This is a genomic window from Streptomyces sp. NPDC012935 (assembly GCF_042900345.1).
Lineage (GTDB): Bacteria > Actinomycetota > Actinomycetes > Streptomycetales > Streptomycetaceae > Streptomyces.
The window spans coordinates 140,625-162,413 of sequence record NZ_JBIBBC010000016.1 but is presented as its reverse complement, the minus strand read 5'-3'; the positions used below and the strand labels follow the sequence as shown (position 1 = coordinate 162,413).

13 protein-coding genes are annotated in these 21,789 nt (G+C 70.8%); 4 read left to right on the top strand and 9 right to left on the bottom strand.

Annotated features, from left to right (window positions below; all coding sequences use genetic code 11):
- Positions 1 to 12 precede the first annotated feature (12 nt).
- Positions 13 to 1,617, top strand: a complete 1,605-nt coding sequence (locus tag ACFY5C_RS31675; protein WP_389450598.1) for a B12-binding domain-containing radical SAM protein — start codon at positions 13 to 15, stop codon at positions 1,615 to 1,617.
- A gap of 74 nt (positions 1,618 to 1,691) precedes the next feature.
- On the opposite strand, the gene ACFY5C_RS31670 is transcribed toward ACFY5C_RS31675, so the two are convergent.
- The 3 genes from ACFY5C_RS31670 to ACFY5C_RS31660 are packed head-to-tail and all read right to left on the bottom strand — an operon-like array spanning position 1,692 to position 8,544.
- Entirely contained in the window at positions 1,692 to 1,832 is a 141-nt protein-coding gene (locus ACFY5C_RS31670) for a hypothetical protein (protein WP_389450595.1), read from the bottom strand.
- Between the two features lie 50 nt (positions 1,833 to 1,882).
- A complete protein-coding gene (locus ACFY5C_RS31665) occupies positions 1,883 to 3,034 on the bottom strand; it encodes a hypothetical protein (RefSeq protein ID WP_389450592.1) in 1,152 nt (383 codons plus the stop codon).
- Positions 3,031 to 8,544 (bottom strand): amino acid adenylation domain-containing protein, encoded by a 5,514-nt coding sequence (locus ACFY5C_RS31660; RefSeq protein WP_389450589.1) that lies wholly within the window; start codon positions 8,542 to 8,544, stop codon positions 3,031 to 3,033. Before ACFY5C_RS31660 ends, ACFY5C_RS31665 begins: the two co-directional genes overlap by 4 nt.
- Before the next feature lie 275 nt (positions 8,545 to 8,819).
- Here ACFY5C_RS31660 and ACFY5C_RS31655 point away from each other — a divergent pair, with 275 nt between their 5' ends.
- Positions 8,820 to 9,038, top strand: coding sequence for a hypothetical protein (locus ACFY5C_RS31655; protein WP_389450586.1), 219 nt, complete (start codon positions 8,820 to 8,822; stop codon positions 9,036 to 9,038).
- Between the two features lie 10 nt (positions 9,039 to 9,048).
- Here ACFY5C_RS31655 and ACFY5C_RS31650 read toward each other — a convergent pair whose 3' ends face one another.
- The 5 genes from ACFY5C_RS31650 to ACFY5C_RS31630 all read right to left on the bottom strand — a co-directional run bounded on the left by ACFY5C_RS31650 (position 9,049) and on the right by ACFY5C_RS31630 (position 18,962).
- Positions 9,049 to 11,238, bottom strand: coding sequence for a WD40/YVTN/BNR-like repeat-containing protein (locus ACFY5C_RS31650; protein WP_389450583.1), 2,190 nt, complete (start codon positions 11,236 to 11,238; stop codon positions 9,049 to 9,051).
- 40 nt (positions 11,239 to 11,278) lie between these two features.
- Entirely contained in the window at positions 11,279 to 13,660 is a 2,382-nt protein-coding gene (locus tag ACFY5C_RS31645; RefSeq protein WP_389450580.1) for a non-reducing end alpha-L-arabinofuranosidase family hydrolase, read from the bottom strand.
- Between the two features lie 162 nt (positions 13,661 to 13,822).
- Complete coding sequence (locus tag ACFY5C_RS31640) at positions 13,823 to 15,295, bottom strand: sigma-70 family RNA polymerase sigma factor (RefSeq protein ID WP_389450577.1); 1,473 nt, start codon at positions 15,293 to 15,295, stop codon at positions 13,823 to 13,825.
- A 111-nt stretch (positions 15,296 to 15,406) separates the two neighbouring features.
- On the bottom strand, positions 15,407 to 16,735 hold the full coding sequence (locus tag ACFY5C_RS31635; protein WP_389450574.1) for a class I SAM-dependent RNA methyltransferase: 1,329 nt from the start codon (positions 16,733 to 16,735) through the stop codon (positions 15,407 to 15,409).
- Positions 16,736 to 16,904: 169 nt separating this feature from the next.
- Positions 16,905 to 18,962, bottom strand: a complete 2,058-nt coding sequence (locus tag ACFY5C_RS31630; protein ID WP_389450571.1) for an APC family permease — start codon at positions 18,960 to 18,962, stop codon at positions 16,905 to 16,907.
- A gap of 518 nt (positions 18,963 to 19,480) precedes the next feature.
- Here ACFY5C_RS31630 and ACFY5C_RS31625 point away from each other — a divergent pair.
- Positions 19,481 to 20,152 (top strand): potassium channel family protein, encoded by a 672-nt coding sequence (locus ACFY5C_RS31625; protein WP_389450568.1) that lies wholly within the window; start codon positions 19,481 to 19,483, stop codon positions 20,150 to 20,152.
- The gene (locus ACFY5C_RS31620; RefSeq protein ID WP_062670424.1) at positions 20,152 to 20,829 is read left to right on the top strand and encodes a TrkA family potassium uptake protein; all 678 of its coding nucleotides are present in this window, start codon (positions 20,152 to 20,154) and stop codon (positions 20,827 to 20,829) included. Before ACFY5C_RS31625 ends, ACFY5C_RS31620 begins: the two co-directional genes overlap by 1 nt.
- A 218-nt stretch (positions 20,830 to 21,047) precedes the next feature.
- Here the strand turns inward: ACFY5C_RS31620 and ACFY5C_RS31615 are convergent, their stop codons facing one another.
- Positions 21,048 to 21,788: a DUF3159 domain-containing protein gene (locus ACFY5C_RS31615; protein ID WP_389450566.1), complete on the bottom strand. Its 741-nt coding sequence runs from the start codon at positions 21,786 to 21,788 to the stop codon at positions 21,048 to 21,050.
- Between the last annotated feature and the right edge of the window lies 1 nt (position 21,789).

Sequence of the window (21,789 nt, the reverse complement as noted above, 5' to 3'; positions counted from 1 at the left end):
AGGAAGGGCATCATGCGGTTCCTATTACTGAGCGGTCTCGGCCCGGCCAATCTCAACTCCCCCTATCTCGAGGGGTCGCTCTTCGCACGGACGACGACCGATCTCGCCCGCGAGACACTGCGGAGGTCCGGTTCTCCGGATCTGCGCCTCGACCGTCTCTTCTTCCAGGAGTCCGGGAGCCGTTACGCTCTCCTGCGGCCCCGTCCCGCGGCGGGCCCGCACCTGACCACGGTCACGCTCCATTCCGTGCTCCAGAAAAGCGGTCACGACTACGCGTGGATGAGCACGGAGGACATCTGGTCCGGACAGGCGAGTCCGCCGCCCGGTGACTTCGACTTCGTGCTGCTGTCGACGACGTACATATGGAACCAGCCAATCCTCGCCCGCGTCGTCCAATGGGTCGCGGAGAACCTTCCGGGCGTCGGTATCGTGGCCGGCGGCCAGTTCACCAACCTCAAGTTCATGCGGACCCTGCGGGACCATCCGGAGGTCACCGCGGTGGTGCGCGGCGACGGCGAGCTCGCCCTGCCGATGACCCTGGACGCCCTGGCTCGGGGCGGGGGCCTGGAGGCGGTACCCAACCTCGTGTGGCGGGACGGCGACCGCATCCGCGTCAACCCGGTCGAATACATCGACATCGACGCACACCCCTCCCCCACGATCTCCGGGCATGCCGGGATCATCCCTTACGAGTCCATGCGCGGCTGTCCGTTCGACTGCAAGTTCTGCTCCTTCCCCGCGGCCTCCCCGAAATGGCGGTTCAAGTCCGCGGAGAAAATCCGTGACGACTGGATCTCCTACGCCGAGAACAACGGCGCGGAGGTCATGTACGCCATGGATTCGACGTTCACCATCCCACCGACACGGTTCCGCCGCCTGCTGGAAATTCTCCCGGATTCCGGGATTCCCGCCTGGGAGGGATTCAGCCGGGCCAACACCATCAATTCCGCCGCCGTCGTCGAGGGGCTGGAGGCGGCCCGCTGCTACCAGCTGCACATCGGTTTCGAGTCGATGAACGACGAGACACTCAAGCTGATGAGCAAGCGGGTCACGGTCAAGCAGAACCTGCGGGCCCACGACCTGCTCCGCGACAGCCGGCTGAACTGCTACGGCCTGTTCATCGTGGGCTACCCCGGCGAGACGCCCGACATGTACCGCGACACCCAGGACTACCTTGTCGGCGATTACACCGGCCACTTCTCCATGGCACGGTTTTCGGTCACCGACGAAACCATGCCTCTGTGGCAGGACAAGGACGAGCTCAAGATCGAGGCCGACGATCCCAACGACCCCTATTCGCGCTGGTCGCACATCGGGATGGACAGCGACGAGGCGGCCCGTCTCTACAAGGAGACGCTCGACCGGGTGCGCCGCTCGAACGACCGGGCCGTCCTGAAGCTCTGGCAGCACGACTACCAGCACTGGCTCATGCCCCGGCAGGACCGGAAGACCAATATCGCCGTGGAGAAGGCCGTGGAGCGACTGGCCATGGCGCCGGTCGACCACACTGACCCGGCGGAGGGTGCCGAGGCCGTCCGCACCCAGCTGGCCCGGCTGCGCGCCCTCGGCGTCGACGTGGCCCCGGCGGACCAGGAGCTGTGCCGCGACCCGCTGTGACCCCGCCGGCAGCGCAGGGCGCCTCGGCACCGGGCCCGTTCCGGCCGCGTGCCCAGCCGGCCCGGCCCCGCGTCTCACAACGTGCCTTCCACCACGGCATCCTGCGCACCGGCGCAGTCCAGGACGTCCCACGCCGCATCATCGTCCGCCGCTTCCTCCATCACCGCCACACCGGTGGCGGGCAGGTGCGCACGCAGCCAGGACAGCACCGACACGGGCGCCACGGCCCGTTCCGGCCGCGTGCCCAGCCGGCCGGCCCACCGTCTCACAACGTGCCTTCCACCACGGCGCCCTGCCCACCGGCGCAGTCCAGGACATCCCACGCCGCATCATCGTCCGCCGCTTCCTCCGTCACCGCCACACCGGTGGCGGGCAGGTGCGCGCGCAGCCAGGACAGCACCGACGCGGGCGCCAGGACACCGGCCGCGCGGTGCAGGCCCTGGGGCACCCGCCCGTGCGCGAGTTCGCGGACCACCAGCGCTCCCACACAGCCGGTCAGCGCCGAGCCGTCGGTGCCGCGGATCAGGATGGACCGGCGCACCAGCCGGCCCTCGGTGTCGTGTCCCTCCAGCCGTCCCCACAGCAGGTGGTACGGGCTGCGACCGGCCGCGTCCAGGGCGCTCGCCCGGACGACCCGCGCGGCCGCCTCGTCGAGGTCACCGTCCGGGGACAGCAGGCCCCTGACCCGGCCGAGCGCGTCCAGCAGGGTGGTGCCGTCGAAGGCGTTGTACCAGCGGAGCCGGACGAGTGAGAGGGCCGCGGCCTGCCGTACGAGCTCCTGCGGCAGGTACGGATACGCCGTGACCGGACGCGGCAGCCCCGGAATCCGATGTCCGGCCGAGGGCTCCAGGGCACCGCGCACGACCTGCCCGCCGCGCCACTCCGCCAGCGCCGCGCCGTGATCGCGCGTCAGGCTCAGTACGTAGTCGAGTGCACCGGTACGGGTGAACGGCTCCAGCCCCGCGTAGCAGCCCGAGAAGCGCAGCGGCCGGGCCAGCCCTTCCGCCAGCAGGCCGGGCAGCATCGCGGTCAGTCCCGGGGACAGGCCGGCGCCCAGTACGGCGGTTCCGGTCAAGGAGGTGCCGGTGCGGTCGTCGTCCATGACATCGGCGTACGCCACGCCCGCCGAGCATGCGGCGAGCAGCGCGCGGTCGAGGGTCAGCCAGGCCGGGCCCGAGCAGTTGAGCAGGGCGTGGCAGCCGCGGCCGAACGCCGCCGTGCTCCGGTCGTCGGCGACATCGACCGCCATCGCCTCGACGCCCTCACCGAGGGTGCCCGCGAGGCGTGCCGCCGCGTCCGCGTCGCGCCCGCCGATACGCAACCGCACCCCGCCCGCGGCATACAGGCAGCGAGCGGCGGCGGTGCCGACCGCTCCATAGCCACCGATGATGCCGACCAAGGGCTCAAAACCGGTCATCGCCCAGGTCCCTCCGCCGCGTCGACCGCCTCGGGACCGGCCGAGACCGCGCCCAGTGCCCTGGCCACGGCCTCGACGTGAGGGGGCCGCATGCACTCGAAGTGGTCGCCGGGCACGTCGACGACGCGGAACTCGCCCCCGCAGACCTGCCGCCAGTACTCCGTCATGCCGCGGTGCATGTCGGGGAAGACCTCCGCCTCGCCCACCTGCCGGACCAGAGTGAGCGGACCGTCGTAGCGCGTCGGGCGGTGCCGGCCCACCACGGCCAGACTGTGCTTGACCGTGCGGTACTGCCGCGCGAGCCGTTCGGGGGACCTGAGCTGGGCGTCCTCCTGCGGCATCTGCTCCGCGACCGTGTTCAGACGCTCCTGCTGCGACCGGCCCGCCAGTGCGCGCAGCGCCGGCAGCGCCGCGGCCGCGGCATCGCTGAGCGGCCCGTCGTGCTGTCCCGCGAGGCTGCCCTGCGGAAGCCGGTCGCCGTACCGGGCCGACACGGACGCGATCAGCTCCGCCATCGCGCGGGGGTCCTCGGGGTAGCCGAGCGCGGTGGTGTCGCAGCGCATCAGCCGGGCGAAGACGTACTCGGCCAACAGGTCGTCCTCGACCAGGTAGGGCACGCGGTAGCTGCTGATCACGGACACGTCGGCAACCTCCGCGCCGGCCCGGATCAGGTGTGTGGCCAGCTCGGGGACGAGCACCCCGCCCATGCAGTAGCCGACCAGGCTGAACCGGTCGACGCCCTCGGCGAGCAGCGCCTCGGCGTACTGGGCGGCCATCCGGCCGACCAACCCACGCGGTTCGGCGGTGAGATAGGAGTCCAGGTCGTCGAGCACGAGGCCCAGTACCGGGGCCGTACCGGACAGTGCCTCGATCAGCGGACGGTAGGGCACCAGGGTGCCGGTGCCGTCGTGCACCACCACCCAGGTGGGCACGGCCGAGGTCCGGGGGCGCCCGTCGATCCTGACCACGGGCGAGGCGGTGGGGCCGGCGCCTCCCTCCTGTCCGGCCCTGGCGTGCAGAACCTCCAGCCGCGCGGCGAGTTCCGCGATCGTGGGCCGGTTCATGACCAGGCGCAGCAGGGTGTCCCAGTCGAGCCGGTCTGCCCGTTCGAGGCGTTCCCGCATCCGGCCGACCAGCTGCGCCGCCAGCAGGGAGTCGCCGCCGAGCTCGAAGAAGCTGTCGTGGCGGCCCACCGCGGTGACGGGAAGGATCTCCGACCACAGGGCGGCAAGTGCCTCTTCGAGGACGCCCGTAGGTGCCTCCGCCCCGACGGACGCCCGCTCCTGGGCCGCGACCTCCGTCCAGCGCTCGAGCCGGGCGCGGTCGGTCTTACCGTTGCCGGTCAGTGGCAGCCGGTCCACGATCTGCAGTTCGGCGGGAATCATATACGAGGGCAGGCGCTCGGCCATGTGCCGGCCCAACTCCTGCGGGTCGAGCGGCATCCGGTCGGCCTTGAACCGGGCGGCGATCGTGTGCTGGCCGACCCGGGAGAGCGGTTCGTCCTCCTCGGGGAGGCAGAAGGCGACCTCGCCGCCCGCCGCGCGCAGCAGGCCCAACCACTCGTCACGGCCGAAGAAGGTCTGCCCACTGTCGGCGCGCTCGTCCCGGAATCCGCTCAGCCCGGCGTTGAACTCCATCGAGGCCATCACCGAGGGCGACTCACGGGTCGCCTCGATCACGACCAACCACCCTCCGGGGGCGAGCAGTTCGCGAACGCGCCGCAAGGCCTCGCCCACGTGCGCGGCGTCGTGCAGCACGTTCGCCATGACGACGACGTCGAACGTGTTCGGGCGCAGCCCCTGGGCACGGTAGTCGGCGTTCAGGTCGAACAGGGCCCGGCGCACCCGGGGGTCGCCCTCGAAGGAGCGCGCGGCGGCTTCGAGGAAGAAGTGGGAGACGTCGGTGAAGAGATAGTCGGCGTCGAGGCCCGCCAGCGCGGGCAGCACAGCCGCCGTGGTCGCCCCCGTACCGGCCCCGACCTCCAGCAGCCGTACCGGGCCCGCCCCCTGCCGGTCCCGGGTGATCGAGCCGACCGCGCCGGCGACCGCTGCGTTGTTGTACCGGCTGATCAGGCTGTCACGGTAGGCGGCGTACGCGGTTTCGAACCGGCCGTTTGGGAAGAGCAGGTTCTTTACGTCCGTCTCGGCGCTGAGCAGGGCGGCCAGCCGGTCCTCGCAGTCCCGGTGGAAGCGGAGCAGCCCGGCGCCCCAGCGCACGCGCGGCTCCAGTGCGTCGAGCCGCTCGCGGACGGCCTCCCGCTCGGCCCCCGTGACCCGGACCAGGTCCCGGTACGCCCCGGTCACGGGGTCCCGGGTGATGCGGCCGGCACGCTCCAGGGCCCGCAGCCAACGCCCTACCAGCCCTTCGTACTGGGGGGCCGCGCGCAGGGCGATGACGATCTCCTCGACCGGGTGCGCCGCACCGGGGCGGGTGAACAGCCCACTGTCCGTGAGGAGGCGGGACATCGCCTGGAGGGCCGAACGGTCGAGGAGTTCGACCGCTTCGGGTACGAGGTCGAGTGCGGTGCCGCGGACTGCCTCCGCCGCCTGGTGCGCCGCCCGTTCCCGCGGTGCGGCCGGGAGGGCGGGCCGCGGGGCGCGGGTGGGTTCGACGAAGCCGACCAGCCGCCGCGCGAGAGCCGCACCGTGGGTCACCACGGCGGCGGCCTCGACCGCGGGGTGGGTCTGCAGGGCTGTCTCGACCTCGGCCAGTTCCACTCGGTGGCCGTTCAGTTTGACCTGCCGGTCCAGCCGGCCGAGGAACTCGATCTCGCCGTCGGTCATACGCCGGCCAAGGTCCCCGGTGCGATAGAGCCGTTCGCCGGTGTGCGGGTGGTGCACGAACCGTTCCGCGGTGCGCTCGGGGTCGCCGAGATAGCCGAGGGCGAGGCCCGCCCCGCCGATGTACAGCTCGCCGATGACGTGTTCAGGGCAGTCGCGCATCCGCTCGTCCAGGACACGGAAGCTCTGGTTGGCCAGCGGGCGGCCGTAGGGGATGCTGCGCAGGGCTGGATCGACCTCTTCGACGGGATGGTGGATCGACCAGATCGCGGCCTCGGTGGCCCCGCCGAGACTCACCACGCGCAGCCCGGGAATGCGGCGCCGGGCAGCGTCCGGCAGGGTGACCGGAACCCAGTCACCGGACAGCAGGGCGAGCCGCAGCCCCAGGGGGTCCGCAGCCGGGGCGGCACGGAGGTACTCCTCCAGCATCTGCAGCTGCGCGGGCACCGAGTTCCACAGGGTGACGCCGTGCGCCGCCACCAGCGCTGCCCAGTGCGCCGGGTCCCCCCGGCGCTCGGCCTCGGGCAGCACGAGGGCGCCGCCGACAGCCAGCGGGCCGAAGATGTCGTACACGGACAGGTCGAATCCCAGCTGGGCGAGCCCGAGTACCCGGTCCTGCGGTCCCACGCCGAAGCGGGCCGTGATGTCGTCCACGGTGTTGCGTGCGGCGGCATGGCTGATCACCACGCCCTTGGGGATGCCGGTGGATCCCGAGGTGTAGATCACGTAGGCCGGTGCCGCGGGGTCGGTCTCGGGCAGCGTGACGGGTGACGCGCCGGGTTTCAGCGTGTCGACCTCCACCGTCCGTATGTCTGGCGGCAACTGGGCGCGGGCGTCGAGCCAGGACTGGGTCAGCACGTGGCGCACACCGGCGTCCCGGAGCATGATGTCGCGGCGCAGCGGGGGCTGCGTGGTGTCCACCGGCAGGTAGACCCCGCCGGCCAGGAGGACGCCGAGGACGCCGGCGATCTGCTCCCAGCCCTTGTCCATGACGATGCCGACGTGCTCGCCCGGGGTGAGGCCGGCGGACACGAGTGCTCGGGCCACCGCCCGGCCGGCGCCGAGGAGTTCGCCGTAGTCCAGAGTGCGGCCGGGAGTGATCACGGCGGGGCGGTTCGGGGCGAGCTCCGCCTGGGCCACGACCCCGGCGTGCAGCGGGCCGTCCGGCAGTGGTGCCACGGTGTCGTTGACACGGCGCAGCCGCTCGGCCTGGCGCGCAGGCAGTGCCAGCGGGTCCCGCTCGTCCCAGAGTTCTCCCGCGGCGAGGCCGCGCACCAGCTCCCCAAAGGCACCGAACATGTCCTCGGCCACCCCGTCGGGGAACACGCCGTCCCTGACATCCCAGTGGACGAGCAGCGCGTCGCCGTCCTCCATGACCTGACAGTCCAGCCAGACCTGCGGAGTCTGGGTGATCCCGTGCACCAGCCGTGCCCCGGGCATCAGCGGGGTCTCGGTGGACACCGTGCCGCCGACGGTGCTGGTGAAGGTCACCGGGGTCAGGGCCGCCCGGCGTCCGCGCCGCCGCGCCAGCTCCCGCAGGACCTCGATGCCGGTGCATGTCCGGTGGTCGAGATCCTCCCAGAGCTGTGCCTGGCTGCCGCGGATCCGCTCGCGCAACGTGGTGCCCTCGGTGAGGTCGACCTCCAGGACGGTCACGGAGCTGAAATCGCCGACCGTCCGTGTCACGTCCGGGTGGAGCGGCAGCCGGCTCTGCACCGTGAGACTCAGAGTGAACCGGGGATCGCGGCTCCAGCGGCCCACGGCCTCCGCGTAGGCCTGCAGCAGCGTCGCGGAGGCCGTGGCCCCGGCGTCGGTGGCGTGCCGGCCCAGGGCCGTCCACTCCGAAGACGTCAGGCGCAGCGCGTGGCGCGTGAATCTCGGCGGTGCCGTCAGGGAGTCGGTGCGCAGGGGCAGGTCGGGGGCGGGCGGCAGGGCGTCGATGCGCGACCACCAGTAGGCCTGGTCGCGCTGGTACCGAGCTCCTTCCCGGGCACGCCGTACGGCGAGGACGTAGTCCCGGAACGACGCCTCGGACGGGCCTGGCCAGGACTGGTCCGCTCCCGTGCACAGCTCGTGCAACTGCCCGAGGAGGATCCGGACGCTGCTGTAGTCGCAGATCAGCAGGTCGACAGCCAGGTGCAGGAGGAGGGCATCGTCGGTTCTGGTAGCGCGCACCTCGAAGAGCGGCCAGCGGTCGGTCGGGCGGACTTGGTGCGACATCTCGCCACGGATCCGTTCCAGGACCCGCGCCCGGCGCTGTGGTCCGGCTTTCCGCAGATCTTCGCGTTCGATCCGGTAGCGGGGCACCTCGGGCAGGATGCGCTGATGTCCTTCGGGGAAGACGACCCCCCGGAGCATGTCGTGACGGTGAATCAGCGTGTTCCAGGCGTCCTCGACCCGGTCGGCGTCCCACGGCGGCAGTGCGAACTCCAGGTACCCGTGGCAGGCGACCCCTCCGTAGTCGAAGGCGTCGGTGCGGCCCATGAGATAGGCCGACTGCACGTCGGTGAGGGGGAAGTCCTCGTGCCGTCCGTCCGGATCGGGGGCGAGCACGGCACCGTACTCCTGCCCGCGCAGCCGGGCGAGCACGGCGTCCTTGGCCTCGCGCAACCGGTCGAGCCGCTCGGCGGTGAGCGCTCCCTTGGGGGCGCGGTAGCCGAGCCGTGCGCCCTCCTCATAGAGTTCGACACCCGCCGCGCGGAGTTCGGTCAGGAGTTCCTCGACGCTCATACCGTCACATCCGTCTGCCGAAGCCAACACAAGCGCAGGGCAAGCGCCATGGCAGCGCTTCGCAGAGCGTCACACACGCCGACTGGCGAAAGTCTGGATACGTACGCCGGGTAACGACGGGGCCGAGCAGGGTGGGGCCCGCAAGGTGGCCACCGGTGTGCCGCCCGGCCCTGGCGGCGACGGTGATCTGACGGAGCAGGTGCGGACGCGCTGATCCGCGAGACCCTGACCCCGTACCGCTCCGACCTGGTGATCGCCACCAAGGTGGGCCCGTCGTGCAGGACGACGGGTGCACGCACGGTGCCGCCGCCGGCATGGGCCGCCTCGCCGGGATCGCGGCCCGGCGCAGCGCCACCGCCGGCCTGATCAGCCTCGCCCGGTTCCTCGCCTCCTCCCCGCCCGCCCGCGCAGCACGACGGGTCGGTTACGCCGCGGGCCACCCTCCTGACCGTGATGTCGCCTCGGCCAGGAGGGCGGCCCGCTGTCACGGGTGATGCACGGGGATCAGGACGGGTCGCCGTACTGGAGGCCGCGGCCGTTGGTGCCGATGTAGACGCGGCCGTAGGTGTCGGGGTCGCCCGTGATGACGCCCTGGCTTCCGATGGCGCCCCACTGGTGGGCCTTGTCGTTGACGCGGGTCCAGGTGGCGCCCTTGTCGGTGGAGCGGAAGACGCCGGTGACGTCCTTGACCGTGCCGATCAGGTACAGCGTCTGGTACGAGGCGCGCGGCGCGGCCTTGCCGAAGCCGACCGCCGAGGCGGACGTCACCGAGGTGAGCCGGGTGAACTTGCGGCCACCGTCCGTGGAGTGGAACAGGCCCTTGCCGCCGCCCGTGATCCACAGGTCGCCGGCCCGGCCCGGGAGGGCCTTGAGGCGGCCGTCGGCGGGCAGGCCGGTCGCGCGGGCGGTGAAGGTCGCGCCGCCGTCGGTGCTGGCGTAGACGGTGCCGCCGGTCAGGGAGTAGAAGGTGCGGGCGGAGGAGCGGTCGGCGACGACCTCTGCCCCCGTGCCGAGCCCCCGCACCTGCCTCCACGTCGCTCCCTTGTCCGTCGAGCGGTACGGGGACTGCCCGGACTGGGTCCACACCAGCGTGGAGCCGTCCGCCGCGAGGGCGATACGGCCGCTGTGGGCGCCGGCCACCGGTTCGGCGGCGAAGCCCCGCCAGGTGACACCGCCGTCGGTGGAGTAGGCGCCGTCCTGCGCACCGCCCGTACCGACCCGCGCCATCACCGACGGCTTCGACGCGGCGTAGTCGATGTCCGTGCTGTTACTCATCAGCGGGTTCTTCATTCGCCCGGACGGCACCCGCGTCAGGCTGGTGTGGCGGAATCCGCCCTGGTCACCCATGGCTGTCAGGACGGTCGCGCCGCCGGGCGGAGCGATGGCATCGAGGATCGCCGTCTCCTCAAGTCCCCTGGCCCCTACGGTCCAATGGCTCGTCCCGGCGTCGGCGTCCTCGCTCCGCCAGATCCCGTTGCCGGTGCCGTACAGCACGTGCCCGGAGTCGAACGGGTCGATCGCGAGGGCCGTCATCCAGTGACCGGTGTGGGTGCCGACGTACGGCGCGCCGGAGGCGTCCCGTACGGACTTGCCGGCAAGGGCCTTCCAGGTCGAACCGCCGTCCGTGGTGCGGTAGATCTCGTCCTCGGGGTACCAGCGGTCCAGCGTCGTGACCATCACCGTGGACGGCTTGCGCGGGTCGACCGCGAGCCCCGAGAAGCCGTACGAGCCCTGCGAGGGGGACACGTCCTTCCAACCCCCGCCGTTCGGCGTGTACTTCCGGACCGAGCCGCCGGTGACGCCGTTGGGCCCGAGGTTGTCGGTGTACGTCACGTACAGCGTGCCGTTGCCCGTGACGACACCGTGCTGCGGCAGCTGGCCGGTCGGCTGCCCGGCGACCGCCTGCCAGGTGGCACCGCCGTCGGTCGACCGGTAAAGGGATGTGGACTTGTCGGCGACACCGGCGTACACGGTGCCGCTGCCCTTCGGCCCGTACGTGACGAACGAGATGCCGGCACCGCTGCCCGCCCCGTCCTTGACCGGGAAGGACTCGACCTGACGCCAGGTCGCACCGTGGTCGGTGGACCGCCACAGCCCGTTCTTGCGGGAGCCGAGGAGCAGCTTGGAGTTGTCCGACGGGTCGACGACGAGGCGTTCGCCGGCCCCGCGGCCGTCCTCGTTGCCGCCGAGCTTGAACGGCAGTTCGGTGCGCTTGAAGGTGCGGCCGCGGTCGGTGGAGCGGAGGATCGCGCCGTTGCCCGCCCAGTCGTTGGTGTACGTGCCCGCGCCGAGGTAGAGCCGGTTGGGGTCGACGGGGTCGGTGGCGAGGGAGTCGATACCGAGCAGGTTCCAGTCCTTCTCGCCGAGCCAGTCGGTCAGCGGGATCCACTTCTCGGCGCCGGCGTCCCAGCGGTACGCGCCGCCCATGTCGGTGCGGGCGTACAGCAGACCCCGCTCACGCTGGTTGAAGACGAGGCCCGAGACATAACCGCCGCCGACGACCGGCGCGTTCTTCCACTTGTACGGTGCCGCCGCGGACGTCTTGGCCTTCGCGGCCTGGGAGTCGTCCTGCGTGAGGAGCAGGTACGGCACGGCCGCGGCGGGCACCGCGAGCAGCAGGGCGATGGCGCCCCGGCGGCGACGGTGCAGACCGCGCCGACCGGAACCCGTGCGGGTGGGGGAAGAGGTGTTCATGGGGGCTGTGCTCCTTGCGAATAGCTGTCTGTGGAACGGCTCAGCGCTGCAGGGTCAGAACGCCCGGCCGGTACGGCAGCGCGTCGTAAGGGGCGTCCGAATTCGGGGACTTGCCCTGGTAGAGCAGCTGCAGATTGCACGGGTCGACGGTCATGGTCTGGTCCGGGTTGGAGCGGATCAGGTCACCGTGGCTGATGTCGTTGGTCCAGGTCGCACCGCTGTTGGCCTTGCCCGCGAAGGGGTTGGACTCGGTGGCGGCCTGCGGGGTCCACGTACCGTTCAGGCTGGTCGCCGTGAAGGAGCGGAAGTAGCGGTTCTCGTTGGCGCCCCGCGCCTCGACGATCATCAGGTACTGGTTCTGGCCCTGGACCTTGTAGACCTGCGGTGCCTCGAAGAGGTTCTTGACCGTGTCGCTCATCACCGTCGTGTACGACGAGCCGAAGGTGCCGGGGAAGTTCCCGATCGGCATGGACGCCCGGTAGATCTTGCCGTTGTCACCGGCGAAGAAGAGGTACATGTTCTGGTCGTCGCCGATCAGCGTCTGATCGATCGGACCGGTCCCGGAGTCCGGCAGGCTGCCGGTGAACAGGGGCTGCGGCGCGGACCAGCCGTTGGGATCGGTCGGGTCGGCGGAGGTGCGGTAGCTGAAGGGCGAGGCCCCCCACTGGTACGTCAGCACCCAGATCTTCTTCGGCGCGAAGTAGAAGAGGGTGGGCGCGACCGCGTTCTGGCTCATCTTCGTCTGCGGGGCCGTCCCCATGCCGGACCAGTCGGTGAACGGGGCGAACCCCATCGAGCCGTACGAGGTGCCCGTCGACAGCGACCCGTAGACGAGGTGCTTGCCGTTGTACGTGACGTGGGTGAAGTCCTTCAGCGAGACCCAGCCGTTCGCGGGCTGCGCGAGGGCGCCGGTCGAGCTCCACTTGTACGTGGACGGCAGCGCGCACGTGCCACCGGCCGATCCGGAGGGGGCGGACCACTTCTGGTTGTCGACGCCGGCGCAGGTGTACAGCTGGATCTTGGTGCCGTCGGCGGTGCCTGCGCCGACCGCGTCGAGGCACTTGCCGGACTGCACTCCGCTGATCGAGCCGTTGGAGTTGATGTTCCACTGCTGGTTCGTGCCGGTGTTGCAGTCCCAGATGACCACCTCGGTGCCGTTCGTCGTGCCCTTCGCCTTCGCGTCCAGGCACTTGTTGCCGAACACCTTCAGCTGCTTGGCAGCGGTGTACGTCCAGCCCTGGTTGGACTGCCCGTCGCAGTCCCTCAGCTGTACCTGCGTGCCGTTGGTCGTCGAGGAGCCCGGGACGTCGATGCAACGGCCGGAGGCCACGCCCTTGATCTGGCCGGTGCCGTCGCCCTGGTCGGCCGGGGTCGTACCCGACCCGGCGCCGAACGCCTTCTTGACAGCGTCGTACGCGGGCTTCGCCTTGCCGGCCGCGTCAAAGAGCAGCGGCTTCTCGTCCGCGCGCCACGAGTCGCTGTCACGGACGCCCCACACCGTGATGCCGGTGCAACGCTTCACGCCGAGACAGGCGTTGACCGCGCTCGCGTAGTGCGTGGGGGACGCCTGGGCGATGTCCAGTTCGGTGATCTGTACGTCGACGCCGAGAGCGGCGAAGCTGTCGAGGGTCTTCTTGAAACTGGCCGGCGGGCCGCCCGCCCCGAAGTGGCTCTGGAAGCCGACGCAGTCGAGGGGGACACCGCGCGCCTTGAAGTCCTTGACCAGGCGGTACACGCCCTGGGTCTTGGCGGCCGACCAGTCCTCGATGTTGTAGTCGTTGTAGCAGAGCTTCGCGGCCGGGTCGGCCGCGCGGGCGGTGCGGAACGCCTCCTCGATGAAGCCGCTGCCGAGGACCTTCTTGAACACCGAGTCGCGCAGGGCGCCGCTGCCGCCGTCCTGGAAGGCCTCGTTGACGACGTCCCAGGCGTAGATCTTGCCCTTGTAGCGGCCCATCGTGGTCTTGATGTGGTTGTTGGTGACGCTGCGCAGGCTGCTCGGGTCGTTGATCGCCTTCACCCAGTCCGGCAGCTGCGAGTGCCACACCGTGGTGTGGCCGCGCAGCCGCTGGCCGCGCGCCAGGGCCCGGTTGACGATCTTGTCGGCGGCCGCGAACTGGAAGTTCCCGCGGGACGGCTCGACGGCGTCCCACTTCATCTCGTTCTCCGGGGTGACCATGTTGAACTCCCGGTCGGCGATCGACGTGTACGTCGAGTCGCCCAGCCGCCCTGCGGCGATCGCGGTGCCGAAGTACCGGCCCGACGAGGACGCCTCGGCCTCCAGGCTCGCGGCCCCGGCGGAGTTGGGGAGCAAGGTCGCGACACCGGCCACCAGCGCCGAGGCGGTCAGGGCGATCGTCAGCGTCCGGCGGGGCCGACGGAGCCGGTGCAGGCCCTTGCGGGGTTCGTCGGTGTGTCTGGTCATGGGGGTGGCCTTCTTCAGGGGACAGATCAGCGGGGGACGCCTGTGAAGCGGCACCCCTGAAGAGGAGGCTGGAGAGGGTGGGGCGGCGTAACGAAAATGTGCGCGCCCGGGCCGTGACGTATCTCGCGGCGGAAAAGCGTAATCCGGGGCCCGGTTCCGAAGTCAGCGGACGACGAAAGAGGCCTGGCCGGTGAAGGTACGCGTGCCGTTGGAGCCGTCGAGGCGGATCGATCCGTCGCGGGGCCGCAGGACGGAGCCCGGGTAGTTGTGCGCGTGCAGAGTCACCGATCCCTCGACCGTCCCGGGGCGCGGGCAGAAGGTGGCGTCCTCCCGGAACAGCCGGCTGCCGTCGTCGGCGCTCAGGCGCAGCCGCAGATAGTGGTGGCGCAGATACCGGCCGTCGGCCGCCCGGAACGTGACACATCGGCTGTCCGCGAGCCCTTTGCGGACAGTGAAGGTGGCCGCAACGCTGCCGAGCGTCGCGAAGTCACCGTCGTACGTGAGGAATCGGCCGGGCCGGTCCACGGACTCGAGGGACCGCAAGCCCAGCGGAACCACGGCCGGACCCGACGGCGACGGAGACGGCGACGGCGTGGCCGACGGAGCCGGGGTGGTCGTACCGGCCGTCGGTGCGGCGACAGCACCGGGCACCCGGTGCTCCGGTTCCGGCCAGGCGACGTACGTGGCGGTCCCGGTGACGAGCACCGCGCCCGTGGCGAGGGTCGCGATCGGATGGGCGGTCACCGCGTGGAGCTTGCCGAGCACAACGCCGCCCCCTGCCGTCGTACCCGTAGCGCTCGCGGTTGCCGCCGTCGTCACCGCCGTCACCGTCGTACCCGACAGCAGGCCCTTCGCGATCAGCGCCCCGAGGAGTGCTGCCGGCACGGCCAGTGGCGTGAGGCCGGCCAGGAGCAACTCGGCCGGAACCCGCTCGGCCGCCACACCAGTGCATATCGGGCATTCGCGCACGTGTCGACCAATGCGCTTACGCCACACAGAAGTTCGCGCACCGTCCCATCCGGAGACGGTCGCATCGAGCCCCGGACAGCGCGGTTCGGCCGCCAGCGCGGCGACGATCGTCCGACTCAGTTCCAGTTGCTCGCGCATGCGGTGCAGGCGGACCCCGGTGTGGGCGACGCTGTTCCCCGTCGCGTCGGCGATGTCCTGGCGGCTGAGCAGCCCGGCGCACTCCTGCCACCACAGCGAAAGGAGCACCCGGTGTTCCGCGTCGAGCCAACGGCCGGCTTCGACCGCCTGCCCGCGCTCGTCCGACATGCGCAGCCGCAGGATCGTCGTCTCCTCCAGCGGGGCGGCGGCGTCCGGCACCGGGAGCGCCTCGTCGAGGAGCGTGGTCCGGTCGGCGAGGGTGCGCTGCCGCTGCCAGTACGTGTTGATCTGCCGGAGCGTGATCGACACCAGCCACGACCGGAAGCTCTCCGGGGTCCGCAGCGCGGGCAGGTCGCGTACCGCGCGCAGCAGCGTCTCCTGGACGACGTCGTCCACGTCGGAATGACCGCTCAGCGCCCGTCCGACGATGTTGTACAACAACGGCAGATATGCGGAAACGAGCTCCTCGCGAGCCCGCTGGTCACCGCGCTGCGCCGCGACGACCAGCCCCACGTGATCCGCGTCCATCAGCACCGGTCCCCTCTCGTCAGGGAAGTGATCCGCCGAGTACGGCGCCACACCCTAGCCGTGCGGACCACGACGTCATCCCCCGAGGGCGACGATCACACGACGCGCGGGTCAGTTGCCCTTCTCAGCCGGCTCCAGAATCGCCACACACTCAACATGCGACGTCATCGGAAACAGATCAAACGCCCGCAACATCCGCACCCGATACCCCCCCTCCCGGAAGTACCCCAAGTCCCGCGCCAACGCCGCCGGATCACAAGCCACATACGCGATACGCCGCGCGCCCAGCGATGCCAGGTGCGCCACCGTCTGCCGGCCGGCGCCGGCCCGTGGCGGGTCCAGGACGATCAGGTCCACCTCGGTGATCCCCGTACGCGGCAGGACCGACTCGACCTTGCCCTGCTCGATCCGCACTCGGTCGAAGTCGGCCAGGTTGTGCCGGGCGTCCTCCACCGCGCGCTTGCCGGACTCGATGCCGAGGACCGCGCCCTTGTCGCCGAGGCGGTCGGCGAGGGCGCCGGCGAAGAGGCCGACGCCGCAGTAGAGGTCGAGGGCCATCTCGCCCTTGCGGGGCAGCAGGCCCTGCATGACCGCCGTCACCAGGGTGTCCGCGGCCTTCGGGTGAACCTGCCAGAATCCGCCGCTGCCGACCCGGTGGGTACGGCCGTCCGCACGTTCGCGGACAAAGGGGCGGCCGTGGACGCGGTGGACGCCGCCGTCCTTCTCGCCGACCCGCATCACCGAGACCGGCCGGTCCAGTTCGACGATCGGCAGGCGCCCGCCCGGCCTCGGCGTCAGGATCACCTGGCGGTCCTGCGAACCGGTCGCCGCGATCGCCTCGACTCCCGCCATGCCGGTCCAGTCGCGCTTCTCGATGCCGAGTTCGCTGACGCCCTCGGCGGCGATCATGCAGTGGTCGATCGGCTCGACGTCGTGCGAGCGGTGCCGGCGCAGTCCGGCGTGGCCGTCGGCGTCGACGGCGTACTGCACGCGCGTCCGCCACTGCGGCACCTGCCCCGCGGGCAGCTTGTCGCCCTCGGCCGGCATGACCGTGCCGTCCCAGCCGATGTCCTCCGGTGTGAGTCCCGCGAGCCGCTGCAACTGCTCGGCGATGACCTCGCCCTTCATCCGGCGCTGCGCCCCCGGCTTGGCGTGCTGCCAGTCGCAGCCGCCGCAGCGGCCGGGCCCGGCGAAGCGACAGGGGGCCTCGATGCGGTCCTTCGAGGCCGACAGGATCTCGACCGCGTCGGCGCGCAGGAAGCGGTCGCCCTCATCACCCTCGGTCACCCGGGCCACGACCCGCTCGCCGGGCAGGGTGTGCCGGACGAACAGGACCTGACCGGCGTCGGTGCGGGCGATGCAGTGCCCGCCGTGGGCCACGGGGCCGATCTCGACCTCGTACTCCTCCCCCACCAGCGACTTCTTCTGTTCTGCCTGCATGGTGGGGTGACTCCAGATCGAGAGGCGGGACGGCGCGGCCCCCGACGGCGCTCTTCAGCGGCACGGGCCTGACAACAGCCGACCAGTCTACGTGCTCCCGGCCGCGCACCAGGCCCCCGTCAGCCCGCCGCGCATCAGGCCCCGTAAGCCCGCCGCGCCCCGGCCCGACTCAGCGCTGAGCGTCCGGCTCGGCGGGCTCCTTCGCCCGCTCCTGGGCCGGCCCCCGCCGCACCGCTCCCGGCGCGTTCCAGTCCTGCCGCTTGCGGGCCCGGGCCTTCGCCACCTCGGACGACTGCAGCTGGTAGGGCACCGAGGTCACCATGATGCCCGGCGTGAACAGCAGCCGGCCCTTCAGCCGGAGCGCGCTCTGGTTGTGCAGCAGATGCTCGTACCAGTGGCCGACGACGTACTCGGGGATGATCACGGACACGGCGTCGCGCGGGGACTCCTTGCGCAGCCCCTTCACGTACTCGATGATCGGCCGCGTGATCTCGCGGTAGGGCGAGTCGAGCACCTTCAGCGGTACGTCGATCCCGCGCCGCTCCCACTCCTCGCGCAGCGCCTTGGTCTCCGCCGGGTCGACGTTGACGCTGAGCGCCTCCAGGGTGTCCGAGCGCATCAACTTGGCGTAGGCCAGGGCGCGCAGGGCGGGGCGGTGGATCTTGGAGACCAGGACGACCGAGTGCACGCGGGACGGCCGTACGCTGTCGTCGCTCGGCCCCTCGGGGGCGGCGAGTTCCTCGGAGACGTGGTCGTAGTGGCGGCGGATCGCCGTCATCGTGCCGTAGAAGATCACCATGCCGAGCAGGGCCACCCAGGCGCCGTGCGTGAACTTGGTGACGAGGACGACGATCAGGACCAGGCCGGTGAAGAAGGCACCGAAGGTGTTGATCGCGCGGGAGCGGACCATGTGGCGGCGCTTGGCCTGGTCCTTCTCCGTCCTCAGCAGGCGGTTCCAGTGCCGGACCATGCCGGTCTGGCTGAGCGTGAAGGAGACGAACACACCGACGATGTACAGCTGGATCAGGCGCGTGGAGTCGGCGCCGTAGACCCACACCAGCAGCATGGCCGCGCCCGCCAGCAGCACGATGCCGTTCGAGAAGGCGAGCCGGTCGCCGCGGGTGTGCAGCTGGCGCGGCAGATAGCGGTCCTGGGCGAGGATCGAGCCGAGCACCGGGAAGCCGTTGTAGGCGGTGTTGGCCGCCAGGAACAGCACCAGGGCGGTGGCCGCGGCGAGCACGATGAAGAAGAAGCTGCCCTTGCCGAAGACGGCCTCGGCGACCTGGGTGATCACCGGGTTCTGGACATAGCCGGAGCCGACGGCGACGCCGTCCTTGATGAGGTCGACGGCCGGGTTCTCGGCCATGCGGACCTTGGTCACCATGGCGAGCGCGATGATGCCGCAGAACATCGTGACGGCCAGCAGGCCCATCATCGCGAGCGTGGTCGCCGCGTTCTTCGACTTCGGCTTGCGGAAGGCCGGGACGCCGTTGGAGATCGCCTCGACACCGGTGAGCGCGGCACAGCCGGAGGAGAAGGCGCGCAGCAGGAGGAAGACGAGCGCGAAGCCCGCCAGTCCCTCGTGCTCCGGTTTGATCTCGTACGACGCCGTGGGTGCCCGCATGGTGTCGTCGAGGATCAGCCCGCGGAACGCACCCCACGCGATCATGATGAAGACGCCCACGACGAAGACGTACGTCGGGATGGCGAAGAGGCCGCCGGACTCCCGTACGCCGCGCAGGTTCATCACCGTCAGCAGCAGGATCACCGCGGCGGCGCACTCGACCTTGTGCTCGACCACGAACGGGATCGCGGAGCCGAGGTTCTCGATGCCGGAGGAGATGGACACGGCGACGGTCAGGACGTAGTCGACGAGCAGGGCGCTCGCTACCGTCAGGCCCGCCTTGGGGCCGAGGTTGGTGGTCGCCACCTCGTAGTCGCCGCCACCGCTCGGGTAGGCGTGCACGTTCTGCCGGTAGGAGGCGACCACGGTGAACATCAGCACGACGACCGCGACCGCGATCCAGGGGCTGAAGTGGTACGCCGACACGCCCGCGATGGAGAGGACCAGCAGTACTTCTCCGGGCGCGTATGCCACGGAGGACAGCGGGTCGGAGGCAAAGACGGGCAGAGCGATGCGCTTCGGCAGGAGCGTTTCCGCCAGCCGGTCGCTGCGCAGCGCGCGCCCGATCAGAATCCGTTTGGGCACGTCGGTCAGTTTGGACACAACAGAGAATCGTAGGCCCCCTGCCTGGGCCGGAGCACATCCGGGTGAAATCACGCGCGGCGCCGGGGTGAATTCCGTGCCGCGCTCGCGCCTTGCGCCGGTCCGTCCGGCGCCCCCATGCCTCCATGACCTGCGCCTGAACGCTCATCACCTGCCTGAAACCACCCGGGAGACCTCATGTCGCAGACGACCGCTCAGCTCGTCGGAGCCCTCGTCTCGCTCGCCGGCCTCGGTGTCCTGACACTGGCCAGCCTGCGCAGCTTCAACCGCCGCTGAGGGGCCGCTCCCGCAGGGGCGGGACTCCCCGGTCGGCCTGTCGGACCCGGAGGCTACGGTGGACGAAGGCACACGCGAGCCCACGATCCGAACCGCGGGGGATCATCGACGGGATTCCCCGGCATGATGTTGCCCAGCGGTCCCCGACCGGCCCGCGCTTGTTGCCCGGCGAACCGAGAGAAGGATATGAGCACCACGTTCACGCAAGTCAGACGCCTCACGAGGAGTGCGGGGTAAGCGCCGTGCACATCGTCATCATGGGTTGCGGAAGGGTGGGCTCCGCTCTTGCCCAGACCCTGGAGCAACAAGGGCATACGGTCGCCGTGATCGACCAAGACCCCACCGCGTTCCGCCGACTGGGTCCCGGCTTCGGAGGCCGCCGGGTGACCGGGGTCGGCTTCGACCAGGACACCCTGCGTGAAGCGGGCATCGAGGAGGCGGGCGCGTTCGCCGCCGTCTCCAGCGGTGACAACTCCAACATCATCTCCGCGCGCGTGGCCCGCGAGATGTTCGGCGTGGAGAACGTCGCGGCCCGGATCTACGACCCCCGTCGCGCCGAGGTCTACCAGCGCCTGGGCATCCCCACCGTGGCCACGGTCCGCTGGACGGCCGACCAGATGCTGCGCCGCCTGCTGCCCTCGGGTGCCGAGCCGCTGTGGCGGGACCCCACCGGCGGCGTGCAGCTCGCCGAGGTGCACGCGTCCACGGAGTGGGTGGGCCACAAGATCAGCAGGCTGCAGGAGGAGACGGGCGTCCGCGTCGCCTTCCTGACCCGGCTCGGTGAGGCGATCCTGCCCACCTCGCAGACGGTGCTGCAGGAGGGCGACCTGGTGCACGTCATGATGCGCACCGACGAGGTCGACAAGGTCGAGGCGGCGTTCGCCAAGGGTCCCGAAGAGGAGGGCGGTCACTGATGAGGGTCGCCATTGCCGGTGCCGGCGCGGTGGGCCGCTCGATCGCGGGCGAACTGCTGGAGAACGGCCACGAGGTCCTTCTGATCGACAAGGCGCCGACCGCCATCTCGGTCGAACGAGTGCCGCAGGCGGAGTGGCTGCTGGCCGACGCCTGCGAGATCACGTCGCTGGACGAGGCAGCCCTCCAGCGCTGCAACGTGGTGATCGCCGCGACGGGCGACGACAAGGTCAACCTGGTCGTCTCCCTGCTGGCGAAGACGGAGTACGGCGTACCGCGCGTCGTGGCCCGCGTGAACAACCCCAAGAACGAGTGGCTGTTCAACGAGGCCTGGGGCGTCGACGTGGCCGTCTCCACCCCCCGCCTGATGTCTGCCCTGGTCGAGGAAGCGGTCTCGGTCGGCGACCTGGTCCGCCTGCTGCGCTTCAGCCACGGCGACGCCAACCTCGTCGAACTGACCCTCCCGGAGGAGTCGGCCCTCGCCGGCACCCAGGTCGGCGACGTGGAATGGCCCCAGGACACCTCCCTGGTGACCATCATCCGCGGCACCCGGGTCCTGACTCCCTCCCGCGAGGACTCCCTGGAAGCAGGGGACGAACTCCTCTTCGTGGCCGCCCAGGCCAGGGAGGAGCAGTTGGAGGACCTGCTGTCGGTGCGGCGCGAGGACGCGGCGGGCTAGCCCTGCGGGCATACGACGACGGAGGGCGCCCTGGGGATCACAGGGCGCCCTTCACGTTTGGGGTCAGGCCGGCCACAACCAGCCCGTCCGGACTAGAGGACGAGGCCGTTCAGGCCGGCCACAGCCAGCCCGTCCGGCGTTTGAGGACGAGGCCGTTCAGGCGGACAGCGGGGGCCTGGGGGCGGCAGCCCCCGGAGAGGGCCACCCACGCCGGGTACCTACTCGCCCGAGCCGGCGGCAGCCTTCCGCTCCAGCTCGGCCTTCTCGGCCGCCTCCATCTCCGCGAACACGTCGATCGGCGCGGGCGCCTTCGCCAGGAAGACCCACGTCAGCCACACGGCCAGCAGGAACGGCGGAATCTTCAGGGCGATCAGCACCCACCCGAACTGCGTGGTGTCCGCCCACCAGTACAGCGGGAAGAGGATCGCGCACTTGGCGAGCAGGATCAGGCCCCACGCCCAGCTGGCCTTCGCGTACGCCTTCTTGCGCCCGGGATTGCGGGTGCGCCAGGAGAGGTTCTCCTTGAACACCGGCCCGAGGATCAGCCCGATCAACGGCACGCCGCACAGGGTCGTGATGATGTACGCGAGCGCCAGTCCCAGCGTGTAGAGCATGCCGGGCAGGTAGAAGTCCTTGGCGTTGCCGGTCATCATCGCGAACACGACACCGAAGGCGACGCCGAAGACGCCACTGAACGCGTGCTTGATGGTGTCCCGCATCACCAGGCGCACCACCACCAGCACCAGGGACACCGCGAGCGCGGCGATGGCCGAGAGGTGCAGATCCTTGTTGATCGTGTAGATGGTGACGAAGAGCAGACCGGGCAGCACCGTCTCGACCATGCCGCGCATGCCGCCGAAGGCCTCGAACAGCGCGGCCTCGGTCACCGCCCGGGCATTCTGCTCGGCGTCTGCGGCTGTGTCGGTGGTGTCTTCAGTCGGCTTGTCGAGCGACGTCACC